The organism is Geodermatophilus sp. SYSU D01186 (assembly GCF_054050215.1).
Genome location: NZ_JBJGYW010000010.1, coordinates 68954 through 90237, shown reverse-complemented (window position 1 = coordinate 90237; position 21284 = coordinate 68954). Strand labels below are relative to the sequence as shown.

The following is a 21284-nucleotide window of genomic DNA, read 5'->3' as shown; positions in this document are numbered from 1 at the left end:
GCCACGGCTCGCCGGCTCGCCCGGCCCGCTCCAGGCCCGGGCGAGCACGGCCACGGCGGCCTCAGTCGCGCCGGGCCAGGGCGGCGGACTGTTCCGCGCAGAGCTCGGACAGCGCCTGCGGCGCGGCGCGGCAGATCCGCGGGAAGCTCAGGTAGCCGTGCGGCATCGCCACGTACCCGGTCAGGCGGACCGGGACGCCGGCCCGGCGCAGCGCGGCGGCGTAGCGCAGGCCGTCGTCGCGGATCGGGTCGTGCTCGGCCACCTGGACCAGTGCCGGCGGCAGCCCGGCGAGGTCGTCGGCGAACAGCGGTGAGGCGTAGGGGTGGGTCGGGTCCTGGCCGCCGAGGTAGTGGTCGCGGAACGACAGGCAGTCGGCCTTCGTGAGGATCGGCGCGTGCGCGTTCTCCTCGATCGAGGGGCTGCTCATGGTGAGGTCGACCGCCGGGTAGACCAGCCCCTGGTGGGCGATCCGCGGACCGGAGCGGTCACGGGCCATCAGGCTGACCACGGCGGCCAGGTTGCCCCCCGCGCTGTCACCCATGACCGCGACGCGGCCGGGGTCGGCGCCGAGGTCCGCCGCCCGGTCCACCACGTCGACGAGGGCGCCGTAGCAGTCCTCGGCCGCCGCGGGCCAGCGGTGCCCGGGCGCCAGCCGGTAGTCCACCGAGACCACCACGGCGCCGGTGGTCATCGACACGTGGCTGCACAGCCAGTCCGCGGTGTCGAGCGACCCGATCGTCCAGCCTCCGCCGTGGAAGTTGACGACGAGCGGCAGTCGTCGGTCGGCGGCACGGGCGGGCCGGTAGACCCGGATCGGCACGGACGCCACCTCGCCTTTCGCGGTGCCGTCCGCGAGCGTCACGCCACCGGCGACCGCGCCGAACAGCAGGTCCGTCAGCGGGTTGTGGCCGATCCGCTGCTGCTGCGCCCGCTGCAGCCGGGCGTCGTCCATCGAGGCGACCGAGGCCAGGCCGGCCAGCCGGCCGAGCAGCCGCACGCGCAGGTCCATCCGTGTCATGCCGCCATCCTGCCCCGAGGGTGGCCCGTGCCCGGTCCTACGCCGTGCTCGTGGCCAGCTCTGCCGCCGCGGCCTCCGCGCGGCGCCACGGGCGGACGACGGTCAGGACCAGCACGGCCATGAGCGCGCTCGCGGCCAGCATCGTCGCGGCCATGACGGCGCCGGTGGTGCCGGTCAGCGAAGCGAGCGGCGGCAGGGCCGCGCCGGCACCGAACACCACCATGCCGAGCAGGGCCGAGGCGGCCCCGGCCGCGGACCCGTGCGGCGTGAGCGCCAGCGCGGTGCTGTTGGCGCCCACGCCGCTGAGGCAGGCGACGACGACGAACAGCGGCACGAGTACCGCGACCAGTTCCTCGCTGAGCGCGCCGGCGAGCAGCGCAGCCGACGCGGCGACGACCAGCAGCACCGACGCGACGAGCAGCCGCGCCGGGCCCAGGCGCATGACCAGGGCCCCGTTGACCTGGCCGCCCAGCACCAGCCCGACTGCGTTGGCCGCGAACACCAGGGAGAAGGCCTGTGCGTCCAGGCCGTGCTCCTCCTGCAGCACGAACGAGCTCATCGAGATGTAGGTGAACAGGACACTGCCCTGCAGTGCGTTGACCGCCAGGTACCCGGCGAAGGCCCGGTCCGTGACCAGGCCGCCCATCTGGCGCAGCTGCGCCCGGACGCCGGCGGTGTGCCGTCCCTCCTCCGGGAGGGTCTCGGGCAGCGCCGCGCGTGAGCCGAGCAGGATGACCGCCCCGATCCCCGCCAGGGCCAGGAACAACCCGCGCCAGTCGGCGAACCGCAGGATCTGCGCGCCCAGCACGGGCGCGATCACCGGCGCCAGGCCGAAGACGAGCACCAGGTGCGAGAACACGCGCGCGGCCCGCCGTCCCTCGAACAGGTCCCGGACGACGGCCCGAGCGATGACGATGCCCGCGCCGCCGGCCAGCCCCTGCACGAAGCGCAGCGCCAGCAGGAGCCAGATCGAGGACGCCAGGGCGCACAGCGCCGAGGTCAGCACGAAGAGCGCCACCCCGACCAGCAGCGGGTGGCGGCGCCCCACCCGGTCGCTGAGCGGGCCGGTGACCAACTGTCCGAAGGCGAGGCCGACCAGACAGGTGGCCATGGTGGCCTGCGCCAGCGACGGCGTGGTGTCCAGCGCTCCTGCCATGTCCGGCAGGCCCGGCAGGTAGAGGTCGGTCGCCAGCGGCCCGAAGGCGGTCAGCGCGCCGAGGACCAGGTAGGTGCTGCGGGGGTCCGCGGCTGCGCCATCGGGCTCCTGTCGTCGGGCGGTCGTCGTCCCGGCCAACGTCTCTCCTCCGGACGGCCCCGGCGAGGACGTCGTCCCGGAGTGCGGAACGAGCGCGCCACGACCTCATCGGGCGAACGGGGGCGCCCTGGCAGGCACGGACCGGTCCACGGAACGGCACGCGGGTGTTGTCCAGATCACTCCGGTGGCGCTGTCCTGGCGCCCCCCACACGCCCCGGAGGTGCAGCAGTGGAACTCAGACGATCGGCCGGCGACCCGCAGGAACGCCGTGACCGGTCGGGTCGGTGCACTCGTCCTGCGTCCGCCCCGCCGAGCCGCCGCTGATCATGCGTGACACGGTGTTCTGCCTGATCGGCGACGCCGACCACGACGCCATCCGGGCGTCCGTGGCGGAGATGGCCGAGACGGTGGCCGAGTACGTGCCGGGCTACCGGCTCAAGCAGGACGTCCAGTTCACCCCGATCCCCGACGGGGAGCCGGTGCACACCCTCCTGCCCGAGGGCGCCGGTCCGGTCACCACCAAGGTGACGGTCTTCCTCGAGGTGGAGGGCGCCGCCCACTACCTGCCGGCCTACGCCGGCAACCTCGACATCATGACCTCGGCGGCCCTGCGGGTCGGCGAGCGTCTGGCCACCCGGACCCCTGCGCAGGTGACCGCATGACCGCACGGAAGCTCTACGTCCAGGACGTCACGCTGCGGGACGGCATGCACGCCGTCCGGCACCGGATCTCACCCGCCGACGTCGCTCGCATCGTCGCCGCGCTCGACGCTGCCGGGGTCGACGCGATCGAGGTCGCCCACGGCGACGGGCTGGCCGGCGGGAGTCTCAACTACGGCCCCGGCTCGAACAGCGACTGGGAGTGGATCGAGGCCGCCGCCGAGCACTGCGACCGAGCGGTGCTGACCACGCTGCTGCTGCCGGGCATCGGCACCATCGCCGAGCTCGAGCACGCCTACTCCCTCGGCGTGCGGTCCATCCGCATCGCCACCCACTGCACCGAGGCCGACGTCGCCGCCCAGCACATCGCCACCGCCCGCGACCTGGGCATGGACGTGTCCGGGTTCCTCATGCTCAGCCACATGGCCCCCGCCGCCGAGCTCGCGCGGCAGGCCGAGCTCATGGAGTCCTACGGCGCACACTGCGTCTACGTCACCGACTCCGGCGGCCGGCTGACCATGGACGGCGTGCGCGAGCGGGTGCGCGCCTACCGCGACGTGCTCGACCCGGGCACGCAGATCGGCATCCACGCCCACCAGAACCTGTCGCTGGCGGTGGCCAACTCCGTCGTCGCCGTGGAAGAGGGCGTCACCCGGGTGGACGCCTCCTTGGCCGGGCACGGTGCCGGCGCGGGCAACTGCCCCATCGAGCCGTTCATCGCCGTGGCGAACCTCCAGGAGTGGCAGCACGGCTGCGACCTGTTCGCCCTGCAGGACGCCGCCGACGACCTCGTCCGCCCGCTGCAGGACCGCCCCGTCCAGGTCGACCGGGAGACCCTCACGCTCGGCTACGCCGGCGTCTACTCGAGCTTCCTCCGGCACGCCGAGGCCGCCGCGACGCAGTACGGCATCGACGTCCGCAGCATCCTGATCGAGGTCGGGAGGCGCCGCCTCGTGGGTGGCCAGGAGGACATGATCGTCGACATCGCCCTCGACCTGCTCGCCGAGCGCGCGGCCGAGGTCGCGTAGCCGCTCGTCGTCCGTACCTGCCCGCGCCCCCTTGTCGACCGGGGGGCGCGGGCGGTCTCCTGTTTGCGGCCCTACCCTGCCCGCAGCCGCGTCGTCTTCCCGAGGAGCCCCATGTTCTCGAAGGTCCTGGTCGCCAACCGCGGGGAGATCGCCGTCCGGGCGTTCCGTGCCGCCTACGAGCTGGGTGCGGGCACGGTCGCGGTGTTCCCCTGGGAGGACCGCAACTCCGTCCACCGGCTCAAGGCCGACGAGAGCTACCAGATCGGTGAGGAGGGCCACCCGGTCCGCGCCTACCTGTCGGTGGACGAGATCGTCGGCGCCGCGCGGCGGGCCGGCGCGGACGCCGTATACCCCGGCTACGGGTTCCTGTCGGAGAACCCGGACCTGTCGGCGGCCTGCGCCCGGGAGGGCATCACCTTCGTCGGCCCGTCGGCCGAGGTGCTGGAGCTGACCGGCAACAAGGCCCGGGCGATCGCCGCCGCCCGGGAGGCCGGCCTGCCGGTCCTCGCGAGCACCGAGCCCAGCGACGACGTCGACGCGGTGCTGACCGCCGCGCGGGACATGCCGTTCCCGGTGTTCGTGAAGGCCGTCGCCGGCGGCGGCGGGCGCGGCATGCGCCGGGTGGAGGACCCCGCAGAGCTGGCCGGCGCGGTGCAGGCGGCGATGCGGGAGGCCGAGGCAGCCTTCGGCGACGCCACCGTCTTCGTCGAGCAGGCGGTCGTCGACCCGCGGCACATCGAGGTGCAGATCCTCGCCGACGGGCAGGGGAACGTCGTCCACCTCTTCGAGCGGGACTGCTCGGTGCAGCGCCGGCACCAGAAGGTGGTCGAGCTGGCCCCGGCCCCCAACCTGGACCCCGCGCTGCGGGAGCGCATCTGCACCGACGCGGTCGCCTTCGCCCGCGCCATCGGCTACGTCAACGCCGGCACCGTCGAGTTCCTGCTCGACGCCCAGGGCCGGCACGTGTTCATCGAGATGAACCCGCGCATCCAGGTCGAGCACACGGTCACCGAGGAGGTCACCGACGTCGACCTGGTGCAGTCCCAGCTGCGGATCGCCTCGGGGGAGACCCTCGCCGACCTCGGTCTGTCGCAGGACACCATCCGGCTGCGGGGCGCGGCGCTGCAGTGCCGCATCACCACCGAGGACCCCGCCAACGGCTTCCGTCCGGACACCGGCCGGATCACCGCCTACCGCTCGCCGGGCGGCGCGGGCATCCGGCTGGACGGCGGCGCCTCGCTGGGCGCGGAGGTGGAGGCGCACTTCGACTCGCTGCTGGTCAAGCTGACCTGCCGCGGCCGGGACTTCGCCACCGCGGTCGCCCGGGCCCGGCGCGCGGTGGCCGAGTTCCGCATCCGCGGGGTGGCCACGAACATCCCGTTCCTGGCCGCCCTGCTCGACGACCCCGACTTCGCCGCCGGGCGGGTGACGACGTCGTTCATCGAGCAGCGCCCGGACCTGCTCACCGCGCGCAGCAGCGCCGACCGCGGCACCCGGCTGCTGACCTACCTGGCCGACGTGACGGTCAACCAGCCCCACGGGGAGCGCCCGCACCTGGTCGACCCGCTGGAGAAGCTGCCCCGGGTGGACCTGCGCGCCACGCCCCCCGACGGCTCGCGGCAGCGGCTGGCCGAGCTCGGGCCGGAGGCGTTCGCCGCGGACCTGCGCGCACAGACCGCGCTGGCGGTCACCGACACCACCTTCCGCGACGCGCACCAGTCGCTGCTGGCCACCCGGGTGCGCACCAAGGACCTGCTCGGCGTCGCCGGGCACGTCGCCCGGACCACCCCGCAGCTGCTGTCCCTGGAGGCGTGGGGCGGGGCCACCTACGACGTGGCGCTGCGCTTCCTGCACGAGGACCCGTGGGAGCGGCTGGCCGCGCTGCGGGAGGCGGTGCCCAACATCTGCCTGCAGATGCTGCTGCGCGGCCGCAACACCGTCGGCTACACGCCCTACCCGGAGCAGGTGACCACGGCGTTCGTGGCCGAGGCGGCGCGCACCGGCATCGACGTCTTCCGCATCTTCGACGCGCTCAACGACGTCGCCCAGATGCGCCCGGCCATCGACGCGGTCCGCGAGACCGGGACGGCGGTGGCCGAGGTGGCGCTGTGCTACACCGGCGACCTCTCCGACCCCGGCGAGACGCTGTACACGCTGGACTACTTCCTGCGGCTGGCCGAGCAGATCGTCGACGCCGGCGCGCACGTGCTCGCGATCAAGGACATGGCCGGGCTGCTCCGGCCGCCGGCCGCCGCGACGCTGGTGACCGCGCTGCGGGAGCGGTTCGACCTCCCCGTCCACCTGCACACCCACGACACCGCCGGCGGCCAACTGGCCACGCTCATGGCGGCCTGGCAGGCCGGCGTGGACGCGGTCGACGGCGCGGTCGCGTCCATGGCCGGCACCACGAGTCAGCCGCCGCTGTCGGCGATCGTGGCCGGCACCGACGCCACCGAGCGGGCCACCGGCCTGGACCTGCGGGCGGTCAACGACCTGGAGCCGTACTGGGAGGCGGTGCGCCGCATCTACGCGCCGTTCGAGTCCGGCCTGCCGTCACCGACCGGGCGGGTCTACACCCACGAGATCCCCGGGGGACAGCTGTCCAACCTGCGCCAGCAGGCGATCGCGCTCGGGCTGGGGCAGCGGTTCGAGGAGGTCGAGGACGCCTACGCCGCCGCCGACCGGCTGCTCGGCCGACTGGTCAAGGTCACGCCGAGCTCGAAGGTGGTCGGCGACCTCGCGCTGCAGCTGGTCGGGTCCGGCGTCGCGGTGGAGGACTTCGCCACGGAGCCCGGGAAGTACGACCTGCCCGACTCGGTGATCGGCTTCCTCCGCGGCGAGCTGGGCGACCCGCCCGGCGGCTGGCCCGAGCCGTTCCGCAGCCGCGCGCTGGAGGGCCGCCGTCCCGCCGAGCCGCCGGCCGAGCTGTCCGAGGACGACCGCGACGGTCTGGCGAAGGAGCCGCGGGCGACGCTCAACCGGCTGCTGTTCCCGGGCCCGACGCGGGAGTTCCTGGCCCACTCGGAGGCCTACGGCGACGTCTCGGTGCTGCCCACCAAGGAGTTCCTCTACGGCCTGCGGCCCGGCGACGAGCACGCCGTCGACCTCGAGCCGGGTGTCACGCTGCTGATGGGCGTGGAGGCCGTCTCCGACCCCGACGAGCGCGGCATGCGGACCGTGATGTGCACCCTCAACGGGCAGCTGCGGCCGGTGTCGGTGCGCGACCGCTCCGTGGAGGCCGCGGTCAAGGCCGCGGAGAAGGCCGACCGCAGCGACCCGAAGCAGGTCGCCGCGCCGTTCGCCGGCGTGGTCACCCTCCAGGTCGCCGAGGGCGACAGCGTCGCCGCGGGCCAGCCGGTGGCCACCATCGAGGCGATGAAGATGGAGGCCGCGATCACCGCACCCGCGGCCGGCACGGTGCAGCGCCTGGCCATCGGGTCCGTGCAGCAGGTGGAGGGCGGTGACCTGCTCGTCGTCCTCGGGTGAGGCGGTCAGTAGGAGATGACGCCGCGGGAGCCGCCGCCCACGGCGACGGCGTCCCCGGTGATCGCCGCGCTGCGGGGTGAGGCGAGGAAGGTGACCACGTCGGCCACCTCCCGGGCGGTGACCAGCCGGCCGATGCTGGTGCCGGCGGCCATCGCCCGCTCCGCCTCCGCGGGCGTGCCGCCCTGCTCGGCCGCCCGGTCGGCGAGCAGCTGGGCGGTGCGCTCGGTCACCGTGATGCCGGGGTGGACGACGGTGACGGTGATGCCGGCCGGCCCCAGCTCGTCGGCGAGGTTCGCCGTCATCGCGGCCACCGCGACGTTGCGCACCGAGCCGACGAGGGAGCCGGTCCGGCGGGCGTTGAGGCCGCTGATGTTGATGATCCGGCCCCAGCCGGCCGCGGCCATGTGCGGCGCCACCGCCCGGGCGCAGCGCAGGTAACCCAGCACCTTGGTCTCCACCTCCTCGCGCAGCGCGTCGTCGGAGAGCTCGGCCAGCGGCGGCACGGGCCCCGAGGACGCCGGCCGGGCGGCGGCGTTGACGAGGACGTCCACCCCGCCCAGCTCGGCCACGACGCGCTCGACCGCGGCCCGCACCGCGGCGTCGTCCCGGGTGTCGGCGGGGCAGGCCAGGACGGTCGTGCCGTGCCGCCGGACGCGGCCGGCGGCGGCGTCGAGGGCCTCGGCGCCCCGGGCGACCAGCGCCACGTGCACGCCCTCGGCCGCCAGGCCGTCGGCGATCTCCAGGCCGATGCCGCGGCTCGCGCCGGTGACGATCGCCCGCTTGCCGGTGAGCTGCAGGTCCATGCCCCCTGCCTACCGGGCCGGCCGGCCGGCGGCGAGCGGACCGGCGGCGGCCTCAGCCGCCCGCCGCGGCCCAGATGCCGGTGATCGGCTCGGCGTCGGCGGCCTCCCCGAGGGGCTCGAGGCCGTACATGTCCTCGATGGTGCGCAGCAGGTCGTAGTGGTCGATGCGCTGGTCGCTGCGGGTGGGGACGACACCGGCGCCGGCCACGACGGTGGCGATGTGGTTGTCGTCGGTGCCGCTGTCCTCGTCGAAGGTCACCACCAGCAGGCTGTCGTGCGCCGTCGCCCACTCGACGTAGGGCCCGAGGTTGTCCTCGGCCCAGGCGTCGCCCACGTCGACGCCGCAGTCGTGCATGTCGTTGCACAGGTCCGGGACGACGAAGGCGACGGTGGGCAGCTGCGCGTGGTCGGTGGGCCAGGCGCTGAAGGGCTGGTTCACCGAGTCGGGCAGGTCGGTCCAGTTCACCCAGGGGTTGTGCTTGCGGGCGTAGTCGCCGCTCTCGCAGCCGGTGTACCCGGGGCGGGGGAGGCCCTCGGCGTACCCGACGAAGGTCTCCCCGGCGGCCAGCAGCTGGCTGGCGAGGTTGTCCCCGGTCAGCTCCACCGGGCAGTCGTTGTCCTCGACGCCCTGGGTGGACCCGGAGAACAGCGCCAGGTAGTTCGGCTGGCTCGGGTGCACCTCGCCGTGGGCGTCGGTGAAGTCGGCGCCGGACCGGGCCAGCGACGTCAGGTAGGGCGCGTCCGAGCTGCCGACGACGTCCGTGGCGTCCTCGTTCTCGAACACCACCACCACGACGTGGTCCGGGCGCGGCAGCTCGCCGGACGCCGCCGGGCCCTGCTCGGCCGTCCCGCCCCGGGATGGCGCGGCGGCGTCGTCCGAGCCGGACGTGCCCGCCGGTCCGGACGTGCAGGCGGCCAGGAGCAGCGCCAGGGCCAGCACGGCCGCCGGGCGCCCGCGCGGCGTCCGGGTGCGGCCGGTCGCGGACGCGCGGGGCTGGTGCACGGCGGGCATCGCGGCTCCCGGGGGCGACGACCGGCGGCGGGCCACCCCCGCTGCCACGGAACGGAACTGCAGCGTCCGCAGCCTCGACCCGCCCCGGGGGCGGCGCAAGGGGTGGCGCGTGACTCACAGGGACCTGACAGGTGGTGTGGCCGGTCACAGGCGCAGAGTCGGGGGATGGACGCGCTCCCGGCCGACCAGGGGTACCGCGCCGGCGAGCCGGGCTTCCGCCGCGCCACGCTCGCGATCTTCCTGGCCGGGGTGGCGGTGTTCGCGATGCTCTACCTGCCGCAGGTGCTGCTGCCCGAGCTCACCCGCGTCTTCGCGGTCTCCCCGGCGGCCTCGACGCTGTCGGTCTCCGTGGCCACCGCGGGCCTCGCCCTGGGACTGCTGGTCCTCGGCCCGGTGTCCGACCGGCGCGGGCGCACGGCGATCCTGCACGGCAGTCTCGCCACCTCGGCGTTCCTCGCGGTGCTGGTCGCGGTGGCCCCGACCTGGCCGGTGCTCCTCGTCCTGCGCGGCCTGCAGGGCTTCGCGCTCGCCGGCCTGCCCGCGGTGGCCGCGGCCTACCTGCGGGAGGAGCTGGACGCGTCGGTCTCCGCCCGGGCGATCGGCCTGTTCGTCAGCGGCAACGCGATCGGCGGGCTGACCGGCCGGCTGCTCGGCGGCGTGCTGGTCGACCTCGGCGGCTGGCGGACGGCGACCGGCGGGGTCGCGCTGCTGGGGGTGGGGTGCGCGGTCGCGGTGCGGCTGCTGCTGCCGCCGTCGCGCCGGTTCGTGCGGGTGCCGCGGGAGGTGCCGGTGCTGCGGCAGCTCGCCGCCGGCGTCACCGACCCCGTGCTGCTCGGCCTGTACGGCTGCGCGGCGCTGCTGATGGGGGCGTTCGTCGCGGCCTACAACGCCGCGACGTTCCGGCTGGAGTCCGCGCCCTACGCGCTCGCGCCGGCGGTGGCGGGGCTGGTGTTCCTGGCCTACCTGCTCGGCTCGGTCAGCTCGGCGGTCGGCGGGGAGCTGGCCGGGCGGTTCGGCCGGCGGCCCGTGGTGCCGGTCGCGGTGGCGGTGATGGCCGGCGGGGTCGCGCTGACCCTCGCCGCGCCCCTGGCCCTGTTCGTCACCGGGTTGTGCGTGCTCACCATCGGCTTCTTCGCCGCCCACGGCGTGGCCAGCGGGTGGGTGGCGCTGCGGGCGGCCTCGGGCGGGCGTGCCGTCGGGCAGGCCGCCTCGCTGTACTCGTTCTGGTACTACGTCGGCTCGTCGGTCGGGGGCACCCTCGCCGGCGTGGCCTGGGACGGCGGCGGCTGGACGGCGGTCGTGCTGCTCACCGGGGGACTCACGCTGGCCGCGCTCGTCCTCTCGCTGGTGCTGGGGCGCAGCACCGCCCTGCAGCCCGGCTGAGCGGAGGGCGCCCGGCCGGCGCCACCTGGGAGGAGTCCCGGCCCGGCCGGTGGGGGCCCGCGTCAGTGCTCGAGCAGCCAGACGGCGCTGTTGGGCGGCAGGGCCACGGTCCCGACCGCGGCGTGCACCCGCGTGCTGGAGCTGAGCAGCACCGTGCCGGAGCAGCCGACCAGCGCCGTCTCGGTGCCCATGTTGACCACGCAGCGCACCGTCTCGTCCTCGCCCGCGCAGCGCACCGTGAGGACGTCGCCGTGCGTGGTCACCGTCGCCGTGCCGGTGGCGAACGCGGGGTGCGCCCTGCGCACCGCGAGGGCCCGGCGGTAGAGCTGCAGCGTCGAGTTGCTGCGCCCGGCCTGCCGCGACACCGCGTACCGGCCCCAGTCGGCCGGGATCGGCAGCCACGGCTCCGCGGCGCCGTCGGGGGAGAAGCCGACCCCGTCGGTGGCGTTCCACGGCATGGGGATGCGGCAGCCGTCGCGGCCGGCGCGGGCGCCGCCGCTGCGCAGGAAGATCGGGTCCCGCTTGGCCTCGTCGGCGACGACGGCCTGCGGCAGGCCCAGCTCCTCGCCGGCGTAGAGGTACGCCGAGCCGGGCAGCGCGAGCATCAGCAGCGCCGCGGCGCGGGCGCGGGCGCGGCCCAGCGCGCCGCCGCCGAAGCGGGTGACCTGACGCTCCTTGTCGTGGTTGCCCAGCACCCACGACACCGGGGCGCCGACGGTGCCGAACGCGTCCAGCGCGCTGGAGATCGCCTCGGCGAAGGCGTCGGTGTCCCACGCCGACTTGAGCAGCCGGAACGACAGGGCCTGGTGCATCTCGTCGGGCCGCGAGTACAGCGCGACCTGCTCGAGGTCGGCCAGGCAGACCTCGCCGACCAGCATGGTGTCGGGGTACTCGTCGCAGATCGACCGCCAGCGGCGCCACACGTCGTGCACCTCGGGCTGGTTCCACGTCATCGCCTGCTCCGGACCGTGCCCGAACAGGGTCGGCGCGTAGAACCCGGGGTTGTCCCGCAGGGCGGCGTCCTTGTACAGGCCGTAGGCGACGTCGACCCGGAAGCCGCTGACCCCGCGGTCCAGCCAGAACCGCAGCGTCCGCTCGAAGTCGGCGGCGACCTCGGGGTCGCGCCAGTTCAGGTCGGGCTGCTCGGGGGCGAACAGGTGCAGGTACCAGCGGCCGTCGGGCGTGCGCGACCAGGCCGGCCCGCCGAACAGGGACTGCCAGTTGTTCGGCGGCTCCTCCGACGGCGGGGCGAAGTGGTAGCGGCCGGCCTCGGGGCAGTCCGGGTCGGCCAGCGCGGCCTGGAACCACCGGTGCTGGTCGGAGGTGTGGTTGGGGACGACGTCCAGCACGACCCGCAGGCCCACCCGGCGGGCGTCGTCCACCAGGGCCTCGAGGTCGGCGACGTCGCCGTACTCAGGGTCGACGGCGCGGTAGTCCACGACGTCGTAGCCGCCGTCGGCCCCGCCCGAGGGGTAGTGCGGGTTGATCCACAGCGCGTCCACGCCGAGCCAGGCCAGGTAGGGCAGGCGCGAGCGCAGGCCGGCCAGGTCGCCGATGCCGTCGCCGTTGCTGTCGGCGAACGAGCGCAGGTACACCTGGTAGACCACGGCGCTGCGCCACCAGGGCGACGGAGCGGACGCGGAGGCGGTGCGGGGGTCGGTCGAGAGCCCCGCGAGGGAGAGCCGACGTGCCATGTGGCCTCTATCGGCAGTCCGCCCCCGGGTGTGGTGTGGCTCGGATCACAAAACCGCCCGCCCCGGTTGGCAGGTTCCGCCCGGGCTCAGCCGTCGGTGCTGTTCCCGGGCGCCGCCGCCAGGTCGCGCTCGAGGGCCAGCGCCGTCGCGCCGAGTGCGGCGACCCACTCGGGCACCCGGACCCGGCTGAAGCGCACCGTGGGCATCGACAGCGTCAGGGCCGCCACGGCCTCGCCGTCCTCGCGGTGGACGGGGTGGCCGATCGCGGTGACGCCCCGCTCGGTGGCCTGGTTGTTGATCGCGAAGCCCTGGCGGCGCACGCGGGCCAGCGTCCGGGTGAGCGCCGGCAGGTCGACGGGCCCGGCGTCCGGCCCCGACCAGATCTCCGCCAGCGCCTGCGGCGACAGCGCGGCCAGCAGCACCAGGCCGCCCGAGGCCGCCTGCGCCGGCAGCAGGCGGCCCTCGCGGTCGCCCACCCGAAGCAGCTGGTCGCACTCGACGGTGGCCACGAAGCGCACACGGTCGCCGGTCCGCACCACGAGGTTCACCGTCTCCGCGCACTGGTCGACCAGGCTGCGCATGTGCGGCAGCGCCACCCGGCGCAGCACGCTCGCCGGCTCGGCGGCGGGCATGGGCCGCAGGACGTGGCCGGCGTGGTAGCGGCGGTCCTCGTCCTGCCAGGCGAAGTCCCGGTACACCAGCATCGACAGGATCCGGTGCGCCGTCGACCGGGCCACCCCCAGCCGCTCCGCGGCCTCGAACACCCGCAGCGGCCCCTCGTGCTGCAGCAGGACGGCGAGCCGGAGGGCGGAGTCGACGGACTCGATGCGGTACACCGGCTCGTTGTCCACCGCTGCCCCTTCCTGAGTTCCGGAGCGGTCGATTCCGCAGTCCAGAATGCCGCACGGTCCTCCGCGTGGTGCGGGTCACGATCCCAGCGCGGGTGACCGTCACCCGCGAGGAGCTGAGGAGGGCCGGCGTGCCGGAACGAGCCGCGGGAGCCGACCGAGCGGACCCAGGAGCGCAGCGCAGCGAGCTGGCCGAGGCCAACCACGTCCTCGTCGACCAGGGCATCCTGGACGGCTTCGGGCACGTGAGCGTCCGGTCGGCCGAGGACCCGGGTGCCTTCCTGCTCTCGCGCAACCTCGCGCCCGGCCTGGTCCGGCCCGACGACGTCCAGCTGATCACCCTCGACGGGCACACCGACGACCCCCGCCCGTCCTACCTCGAGCTGTACATCCACGCCGAGATCTACCGGGCGCGTCCGGACGTGCAGGCGGTGGTGCACAGCCACTCGCCGGCCCTCATCCCCTTCGGGGTCTCCCGGACGCCGCTGCGGCCGATCCTGCACATGGCCGGCTTCCTCGCCCCGCGGGTGCCCGTCTTCGAGGCCCGCGACTCCCTGGGCGCGGCGTCGGACCTCCTCGTGCGGGACGCCGCCGCCGGGGCCGCGCTGGCGGGGTCGCTCGGCGAGGCCTCCGTGGTCCTCATGCGCGGCCACGGCTCGACGTCGGTCGGCGCCTCGCTGCAGGAGGCCGTGTACCGGGCCGTGTACGCGGAGGTCAACGCCCGCGTGCAGAGCGAGGCGCTGCGCCTCGGCGAGTGCGTCTTCCTCACCGACGAGGAGGCGGCGGCGACCGTGGCGACCATCACCGCCCAGATCCCCCGCGCCTGGGGCTTCTGGCGGGACCGCGCCCGGGTGCCGGCGTGACCGACCGCCCCCGCACCACCCCGACCGCACCCCTCCCGGCCCGAAGGAGTTCCACCTTGACCCGAACCACGTCCCGCGCCGCCGCCGTCGGCGCCGCGGCGCTGCTCGCCCTCACCGCGTGCGGGAGCTCCGACGGCTCCGGGAGCGCGGCGCCGGGGGAGGAGGGCCCGACCCCCGTCACCATCGGCACCCAGCCCATCGTGGACTCCGCGCCGCTCTACCTCGGGGTCGACCAGGGCTTCTTCGAGGAGGAGGGGCTCGACCTCACCATCGAGAGCGCGGTCGGCGGCGCGGCCGTCGTCCCGAGCGTCGTCTCCGGGGACTTCGAGTTCGGGCGCGGCAACGTGCTGTCGACCATGATCGCCGTCGACCAGGGGCTGCCCCTGCAGTGCATCACCAACGCCAACTCCACGGCCGGCAACCCCGACTTCGGTGCCGTCGTCGTGCCGGGGGACTCGCCCATCCAGTCCATGGCCGACCTCGCCGGCCGTACGGTGTCGGTCAACACCCTGAACAACATCGGGGACACCACCATCCGCTCGGTGGTCGAAAAGGCCGGGGGCGACCCGGGCGCCGTCCAGTTCGTCGAGATCCCGTTCCCCGACGCCCCGGCCGCGCTGCAGAGCGGCCAGGTCGACGCCGCGTGGATCCTCGACCCCTTCCTCACCGAGGCCGTCGACGCCGGCGCGCGGGTGCTGTCGTACAACTTCTCCGACTTCCACCCCGAGCTCGACATCTCCTGCGTCTTCACCTCCCAGCAGCTGCTCCAGGAGCAGCCGGAGGTGGTGGAGGCCTTCCAGCGGGCCATGAACCGGTCCCTGGAGTTCGCCCAGGAGAACCCCGACGAGGTCCGGCGGATCACCGGCACCTACACCGAGATCGACCCGGCGGTGCTGGAGCGGATCACCATCCCCACCTTCCGGACGGAGTTCAGCGAGGAGGCCATGGCGCTGCTCGGGGCCAAGGCCACGGAGTACGGCACCCTCTCGCAGGAGCCGGACCTCGACCAGCTGCTGCCCTGACCCCCACGGCCCGGGGGACGACGACCGGTCGTCCCCCGGGCCGCGCGCGTCGGGCCTCCGGAGCGGCCTAGCATCGGCGCCCGTGCGCCCGTTCCTGTTGCTGGCCTCGCGGGCCGAGGACGAGGCCGCGGACGACGAGTACGCGGCGTTCCTCCGGCTGACCGGGCTCGACGAGGCACAGCTGCGCCGGGTGCGCATGGAGGCCGGCCCGCTGCCGGACCTGGACCTCGACGACTTCTCCGGCGTCTTCCTCGGCGGGGGACCGTTCAACTCCAGCGACCCGCCCGAGGAGAAGTCGCCGGACCAGCACCGCGTGGAGGCCGAGCTGCGCCCGCTGCTGGACGAGGTGGTCGCGCGCGACCTCCCCTTCTTCGGAGCCTGCTACGGCATCGGCACGCTGGGGGTGCACCAGGGCGGGGTGGTCGACCGCACCTTCGGCGAGCCGGTGTCCTGCGTGGCGATCGAGCTCACCGAGGCCGGCCGGGAGGACCCGGTGCTGGCCGGGCTGCCGGAGGTGTTCGACGCGCTGGTCGGCCACAAGGAGGCCTGCCGGGTGCTGCCGCCCTCGGCCGTGCTGCTGGCCACCTCCGCCGCCTGCCCCGTGCAGATGTTCCGGGTCGGGCGCAACGTGTACGCCACCCAGTTCCACCCCGAGCTCGACGTCCCGGGGGTGGTCACGCGGGCGCGGGTCTACCAGCACGCCGGCTACTTCCCTCCCGCCGAGCTCGAGGAGTTGATCGCGCGGCTGCGCACCGCGGTGGTCTCCGACCCCGGCCGCATGCTGGCCAACTTCGTCGCCCGGTACGCCTGAGGGCCCACGGGGCGGCTTCACCGGGCGGCCCGCGGGCGGGAGACTGCCACCGCACGCCCGGTCGTCCACCGCCCGGGCCCTGGAGGGGCGGGAGACCTGGATGACCCCGGCGACGGGAGCCCGATGGGCGCGGGTGTGGTGACCGGCACGCAGTCCTCCCCGGGCGGGGGCTCCGGCCTGCTGGCCCGCGTCGCGCCGCTGCGCCGCAGGCTGCGCACCGAGGCCGGGAGCGCCGGCCTGCTGCTGCTGGCCACCGTGGCCGCGCTGCTGTGGGCCAACTCCCCGGTGGGCGACTCCTACGACGCCTTCTGGCACACCGAGTTCGCCGTCCGGGTGGGGGGCACGGAGCTCGCCCTGGACCTGCAGCACTGGGTCAACGACGGCCTGATGGTGTTCTTCTTCTTCGTCGTCGGGCTGGAGATCAAGCGCGAGCTGGTCATGGGCGAGCTCACCGACCGGCGCCGGGCGGCGGTCCCGGCGCTGGCCGCCGTCACCGGCCTCGCGGTGCCGGCGCTGGTCTACGTGCTGTTCAACCTCGGCGGCCCGGCGGTGTCGGCCTGGGGCGTGGTCATCTCCACCGACACCGCGTTCCTGCTCGGCGTGCTGGCGCTGGTCGGCCCGGCCTGCCCGGCGCAGCTGCGGCTGTTCCTGCTCACCCTCGCCATCGCCGACGACGTCGGCGCGCTCAGCGTGATCGCGCTCTTCTACACCGAGGACCTCGCGGTCGTCCCGCTCGCCCTGGCGGTGCTCGGCCTCGCGCTGATGCTGGGCCTGCGGTACCTCAACGTCTGGCGCGGCCCGGCGTACCTGGTGCTCGGCGTCGCGGTGTGGATCGCGATGTACGCCTCGGGCGTCCACCCCACCCTCGCCGGCGTGGTGATCGCGCTGTTCACCCCCGCCTACCCGGCGCGGGTCGCCGAGGTGGAGGACGCCGCCCGGCTGACGCGGGCCTACCGGCAGTCGCCCAACCCCGAGTTCGCCCGGGCCGCTCGGCTGAGCATCGACCGCTCGGTGTCGGCCAGCGAGCGGCTGCAGCAGCTGTGGCAGCCGTGGACCAGCTTCGTCATCGTCCCGGTGTTCGCCCTCGCCAACGCCGGGGTCGTCCTCAGCGGGGACACCCTGCGGGCGGCGCTCACCTCACCGGTCACGCTCGGCGTGGTGGGCGGGCTCGTCGCCGGCAAGCTCCTCGGCATCCTGCTCGGCACCCTCCTGGCGGTGCGCGGCGGGCTCGGCGAGTTGGCGCCCGGGCTCACCGGCTGGCAGCTGGCCGGGGGAGCGGCGCTGTCGGGCATCGGCTTCACGATCTCGCTGTTCATCGTCGACCTGGCCCTGGACGACGAGCGGCTGGCCGACCAGGCCCGGGTCGGCGTCCTCATCGCCTCGCTGCTGGCCGCGCTGCTCGGCTGGGGGCTGTTCCGGCTCGCCGACCGCCGCCGTCCCCCCGGCGCCACCGGGCGGCCGGTGCTGCTCGACCCGCCGGTCGACCCCGCGCGCGACCACGTCCGCGGCCGGGTGGACGCGCCACTGACCCTCGTCGAGTACGGCGACTTCGAGTGCCCCTTCTGCGGCCGGGCCACCGGCGCGGTGGAGGAGCTGCGCGAGCGGTTCGGGGAGCGGCTGCGCTACGTGTTCCGGCACGTCCCGCTGGTCGACGTCCACCCGCACGCGCGGCTGGCCGCGGAGGCGGCCGAGGCCGCCGCCGCCCAGGGCCGGTTCTGGGAGATGCACGACGAGATGTTCGCCGCGCAGGACCGGCTCACCCCCGGCGACCTGCTCGACCACGCCGCGGCGATCGGCCTGGACGTGCAGCGCTTCGCCCGCGACCTCGGCGCCGGCCGCCACGCCCGCCGGGTCGAGGAGGACGTCGAGTCGGCGGAGGCCAGCGGCGTCGAGGGCACGCCCACCTTTTTCGTCAACGGACGCCGGCACGCCGGCCCCTACGACGCCGACACCCTCGCCGCCGCGCTCCTGGCCACCGCCGGAGCCGGAGTCGCCGCCGACGTCCCACCCGCCGCGGCCGGCGACGACCCGGCCGGCCTCGTCCTGCCGGCCCTGGGCCCCCGGCGGGAGGAGCGCCCGCCGGCCGACGCGGTCGCGGAGCCCGTGCCGGCCGACCTGCCGGAGACCCCCGACCGGGACGGCGCGGACCCGCGGCTGACCGACGAGCACCTGGCGGTGCTGGACCGGTTCGGCGTCCGGCGCCGGTACGAGGCCGGCGACGCCGTCTTCCGCGAGGGCGACCCGGGCTACGACTTCGCCGTCGTGCTCTCCGGCGCGGTCGCGATGGTGGAGGACCTCGGCCGCCCGGGGCAGCGGGTGCTCGCCGTCCACGGCCCGCGCCGCTTCCTCGGCGAGCTCGACCTGTTCAGCGACGCCCCGGTGTCCCTGACGGCGCACGTGCTGCGGGCGGGCGAGGTGCTGTGCGTGCCCGACGACCGGATGCGGGAGGTGTTCGCCGCCGACCACGACCTCAAGGAGACGGTGCTGCGCTCGTTCCTCCTGCGCCGCTCGATGCTGCTCGAGCTCGCCGCGGACCTGCGCATCGTCGGCCGGGCCGGCGCACCCGACAGCCGCCGGCTGCAGGACTTCGCCCGGAGCAACCGGTTGGCGGCGGTCTTCGTCGACCTCGACAGCACCGCCGACGGCGCGGCGCTGCTCGGCGAGCTGGGGGTCTCCGAGGCCGACCTGCCGGTGGTGGTGTGGCGGCGCGGGGAGGTGCTGCGCAACCCGACCGACGCGGAGGTCGCCGCGGCCGTCGGCGCCGGCGGCTGAGCCGGCCAGGACGTCCACGGCGTGGCGGGAACCCCTGGGGGTACCCGCCACGCCGGGCCGTCCGCGCGGGACTCAGCGCTGGGCGAGGTAGGCCGCGGCGGTCTCCCGCAGCCGGTCGTGCACCCCGTCGACCGCGACGGCGCCGCCCAGGTACCGCTTGGCCAGCTTCGCCACCATCGTGTAGTTGGTGTCCACGACGTTGCCCGCCGGCGCCAGGCCGGCCTGGCTGACCAGCTGGTAGGCGTCCAGCTGGTCCCACCCGGTCAGCTGCGCCGCCCACGTCACCAGGTCGTGCTGGCTGATCCGGAACGCGTCCTCCAGCGGCCGCACCGAGCCGGTCGACATGAGGAACTCGTCGCTCTCCAGCCGCGGCCAGGCCGGTGCCCCGCCCTTGACCAGGTCGACGACGACCACGGTGCGCATCGCCGCCTCGACGGCGGTGCCGCACACCTCGCCCTCGCCCTGCCGGCAGTGCCCGTCGCCGAGGGAGAGCAGCCCGCCCGGGACGTTGACGCCTAGGTACAGCGTCGTCCCGGCCCGGACCTCGGGGGTGTCCATGTTCCCGCCGTGCGCCCCGGGGGTGATGCTGGCGAAGACCTCACCGCCGGCCGGCGCGACGCCGATCGTGCCGTGCATCGGGTCCAGCGGGAGCTCGACCTCGGGGCCGCCGCGGCGGGGACGGAAGAGGCAGGTGCCCCGCTCCCGGTCGACCTCGTAGACCCAGACCAGCTCCTCCAGCGCCTCGTGCAGCATCGCCGTCGAGTGCGTGGTGGTGAGCGCCCCGAAGTGCGGGAACGTCGTCGACACGGCCCAGTCGCGGACCGGCGCGATGTCCACCACGTGCACCGCCAGCGTGTCGCCGGGCTCGGCGCCCTCGACGGCGATCGGCCCGGTGACCGGGTTGAGGTAGGGGAACTCGCAGACCTGGCTGGGCAGGTCGCCGACGCCCCGGACCCGGCCGCCGAAGCAGTCCTCGGTGGTCAGCTCGACCACCGTGCCCGGGGCGACGGTCACCAGCGGCTCGCCGCCGCCGAAGGTGTAGCGGAGCTGGTCGGCCGTCGGCTCGACGGTCACGACCTCCAGCGAGATCGTCACAGGCCCTCCTCCGCGCGGAGCTCCGCCTCGCGGCCGGTGGCGAGCAGGACGACCAGCAGGACGACACCGATGCCGAGCCACACGAAGCCGAGCGTCTGCGCGGCCACCTGCGCGTTGATCACGACGTACACGAGGATCGCGAACCCGATCACCGGGACGGCCAGGTGCAGCCACCAGTTCCGGCTCTTCTGCCGCACCACGTAGTGCACGACGACCGAGACGTGCAGCAGCAGGAACGCCGACAGCGCGCCGAAGTTCACCAGCGTGGACAGCAGCGAGATGCCGTCGTCCCGGCTGCTCATGTAGAGGCCCAGCACGAGGGAGACCGCGGCGACCAGGAGCGTGGCGTTGACCGGCACGCGGCGGGTCGGGTGCACCTTGCGGAGGAAGCCGGGCAGCTGGCGGTCACGCGCCATGGCGAACAGCAGCCGCGAGGTGGCGGCCTGCGCGACCAGGGAGTTGGCGAAGCCCCACGCGATGGCGGTGGCGATGGCGGTCAGCGTCGACAGCCAGGCCCCGCCGGCGACCGCGGCGGCGTCGTAGAAGGCCGTCCCGGCGGCGTCGCCCTCGGCGATGAGCGTGTCGGGGTCGGGCACGAGCAGGGCGGCGACCCAGGTCTGGACGATGAACAGGGTCCCGGCCAGCGCCAGCGCGGCGATCATCGCCTTGCCGATCGAGCGCGCCGACTCGCGGTTCTCCTCGGCGAGGGTCGAGATGCCGTCGAAGCCGAGGAAGCTCAGCACCGCGATGGACACCGCGCCGAACACGAGCTCGAGGGAGAACGTGTCGCTGTTGTAGATCGGCGAGAAGTCGAACCCGCGCCCCTCACCGGAGGCCAGCGCGACGATGCCGATCACCAGGAAGATCGCCAGCACGATCAGTTCGGCGACCAGCATGATCTTGTTGACCCGGGCCGTGAACTCGATGCCGAAGTAGTTGACGACGGTGTTCAGGACGACGAAGCCGACCAGCCACACCCAGATCGGCACCGAGGCCCAGATCGAGTTCATCGCCACGGCGGCGATGAGGTAGAGCAGGCCCGGGACCAGCACGTAGTCGAGCAGGATCATCCAGCCGGCGATGAACCCGACCGGCTGGGCGATGCCGCGCCCGGCGTAGGTGTAGACCGAGCCGGCCATCGGGAAGGCGCGCGACATCTGCGAGTAGGACGCGGCGGTGAAGGCCATGGCCAGGCCGCCGATGGCGTAGGCGAGCGCGATCATCCCGCCGGAGGCCTGGAAGACGCTGCCGAAGATGCCGAAGGGTGCGATCGGCACCATGAAGATCAGGCCGTAGACCAGCAGGTCGGTGAAGCTGAGCGAGCGCTTGAGCTCCTGGCGGTAGCCGAACGCCTCGACGCCCGGGTCGCCGGTCGCGGGGATCGGTCCCCGTGCGGCGCCCGGGAGCGGACCGGCCGGGTCGCCGGTCCGGTGGTGGGTGGTACGGGGGTCGCTCACGGCCACTCCTCTTCCTCCGGCTCGGGGCCGGGCGGGGAGAGACTAGGCCGCACTGCTTCCAGATGGAAGCAGATGCCG

General features: G+C 74.7%; 16 protein-coding genes. 8 read left to right on the top strand and 8 right to left on the bottom strand.

The features are described from left to right. Positions 1–61: 61 nt before the first annotated feature. Both ACI784_RS09880 and ACI784_RS09875 read right to left on the bottom strand, forming a co-directional pair. Complete coding sequence (locus ACI784_RS09880; protein ID WP_457013334.1) at positions 62–1018, bottom strand: alpha/beta hydrolase; 957 nt, start codon at positions 1016–1018, stop codon at positions 62–64. 37 nt (positions 1019–1055) lie between these two features. After that, on the bottom strand, positions 1056–2312 hold the full coding sequence (locus ACI784_RS09875; RefSeq protein ID WP_457013333.1) for a multidrug effflux MFS transporter: 1257 nt from the start codon (positions 2310–2312) through the stop codon (positions 1056–1058). A 245-nt stretch (positions 2313–2557) separates the two neighbouring features. Here ACI784_RS09875 and ACI784_RS09870 point away from each other — a divergent pair, with 245 nt between their 5' ends. The 3 genes from ACI784_RS09870 to ACI784_RS09860 all read left to right on the top strand — a co-directional run bounded on the left by ACI784_RS09870 (position 2558) and on the right by ACI784_RS09860 (position 7446). Further along, positions 2558–2935 (top strand): hypothetical protein, encoded by a 378-nt coding sequence (locus ACI784_RS09870; protein WP_457013332.1) that lies wholly within the window; start codon positions 2558–2560, stop codon positions 2933–2935. Then, positions 2932–3960, top strand: coding sequence for a 4-hydroxy-2-oxovalerate aldolase (gene dmpG, locus ACI784_RS09865; protein ID WP_457013331.1), 1029 nt, complete (start codon positions 2932–2934; stop codon positions 3958–3960). Before ACI784_RS09870 ends, dmpG begins: the two co-directional genes overlap by 4 nt. 111 nt (positions 3961–4071) lie before the next feature. Continuing rightward, positions 4072–7446, top strand: coding sequence for a pyruvate carboxylase (locus tag ACI784_RS09860; RefSeq protein WP_457013330.1), 3375 nt, complete (start codon positions 4072–4074; stop codon positions 7444–7446). Positions 7447–7451: 5 nt separating this feature from the next. Here ACI784_RS09860 and ACI784_RS09855 read toward each other — a convergent pair whose 3' ends face one another. Together ACI784_RS09855 and ACI784_RS09850 are read right to left on the bottom strand one after the other, a co-directional pair. After that, positions 7452–8249, bottom strand: coding sequence for an SDR family NAD(P)-dependent oxidoreductase (locus tag ACI784_RS09855; protein WP_456923596.1), 798 nt, complete (start codon positions 8247–8249; stop codon positions 7452–7454). A 52-nt stretch (positions 8250–8301) separates the two neighbouring features. Continuing rightward, on the bottom strand, positions 8302–9261 hold the full coding sequence (locus tag ACI784_RS09850; RefSeq protein WP_457013329.1) for an alkaline phosphatase family protein: 960 nt from the start codon (positions 9259–9261) through the stop codon (positions 8302–8304). A 165-nt stretch (positions 9262–9426) separates the two neighbouring features. On the opposite strand from ACI784_RS09850, the gene ACI784_RS09845 reads away from it, so the two are divergent. Further along, positions 9427–10644 (top strand): MFS transporter, encoded by a 1218-nt coding sequence (locus tag ACI784_RS09845; protein ID WP_457013328.1) that lies wholly within the window; start codon positions 9427–9429, stop codon positions 10642–10644. A 62-nt stretch (positions 10645–10706) separates the two neighbouring features. Here the strand turns inward: ACI784_RS09845 and ACI784_RS09840 are convergent, their stop codons facing one another. Together ACI784_RS09840 and ACI784_RS09835 are read right to left on the bottom strand one after the other, a co-directional pair. Further along, positions 10707–12338, bottom strand: coding sequence for a glycoside hydrolase family 13 protein (locus ACI784_RS09840; protein WP_456923593.1), 1632 nt, complete (start codon positions 12336–12338; stop codon positions 10707–10709). Between the two features lie 86 nt (positions 12339–12424). Next, positions 12425–13189 (bottom strand): IclR family transcriptional regulator, encoded by a 765-nt coding sequence (locus tag ACI784_RS09835; protein ID WP_456923592.1) that lies wholly within the window; start codon positions 13187–13189, stop codon positions 12425–12427. Between the two features lie 128 nt (positions 13190–13317). Between ACI784_RS09835 and ACI784_RS09830 the strand changes: the two genes are divergently transcribed. The 4 genes from ACI784_RS09830 to nhaA all read left to right on the top strand — a co-directional run bounded on the left by ACI784_RS09830 (position 13318) and on the right by nhaA (position 18654). Continuing rightward, positions 13318–14049 (top strand): class II aldolase/adducin family protein, encoded by a 732-nt coding sequence (locus ACI784_RS09830; protein ID WP_457013327.1) that lies wholly within the window; start codon positions 13318–13320, stop codon positions 14047–14049. Positions 14050–14105: 56 nt separating this feature from the next. After that, positions 14106–15071, top strand: coding sequence for an ABC transporter substrate-binding protein (locus ACI784_RS09825; RefSeq protein ID WP_457013326.1), 966 nt, complete (start codon positions 14106–14108; stop codon positions 15069–15071). 82 nt (positions 15072–15153) lie between these two features. Further along, positions 15154–15882 (top strand): glutamine amidotransferase, encoded by a 729-nt coding sequence (locus ACI784_RS09820; protein WP_457013325.1) that lies wholly within the window; start codon positions 15154–15156, stop codon positions 15880–15882. A 123-nt stretch (positions 15883–16005) separates the two neighbouring features. Continuing rightward, positions 16006–18654: a Na+/H+ antiporter NhaA gene (gene nhaA, locus ACI784_RS09815; protein WP_457013324.1), complete on the top strand. Its 2649-nt coding sequence runs from the start codon at positions 16006–16008 to the stop codon at positions 18652–18654. Between the two features lie 72 nt (positions 18655–18726). On the opposite strand, the gene ACI784_RS09810 is transcribed toward nhaA, so the two are convergent. After that, positions 18727–19749 carry an acetamidase/formamidase family protein gene (locus tag ACI784_RS09810; RefSeq protein ID WP_457013323.1) on the bottom strand — a complete coding sequence of 341 codons (1023 nt, stop codon included), beginning with the start codon at positions 19747–19749 and terminating at the stop codon, positions 18727–18729. Continuing rightward, entirely contained in the window at positions 19746–21206 is a 1461-nt protein-coding gene (locus ACI784_RS09805) for an APC family permease (protein ID WP_457013322.1), read from the bottom strand. Before ACI784_RS09805 ends, ACI784_RS09810 begins: the two co-directional genes overlap by 4 nt. Positions 21207–21284: the final 78 nt, after the last annotated feature.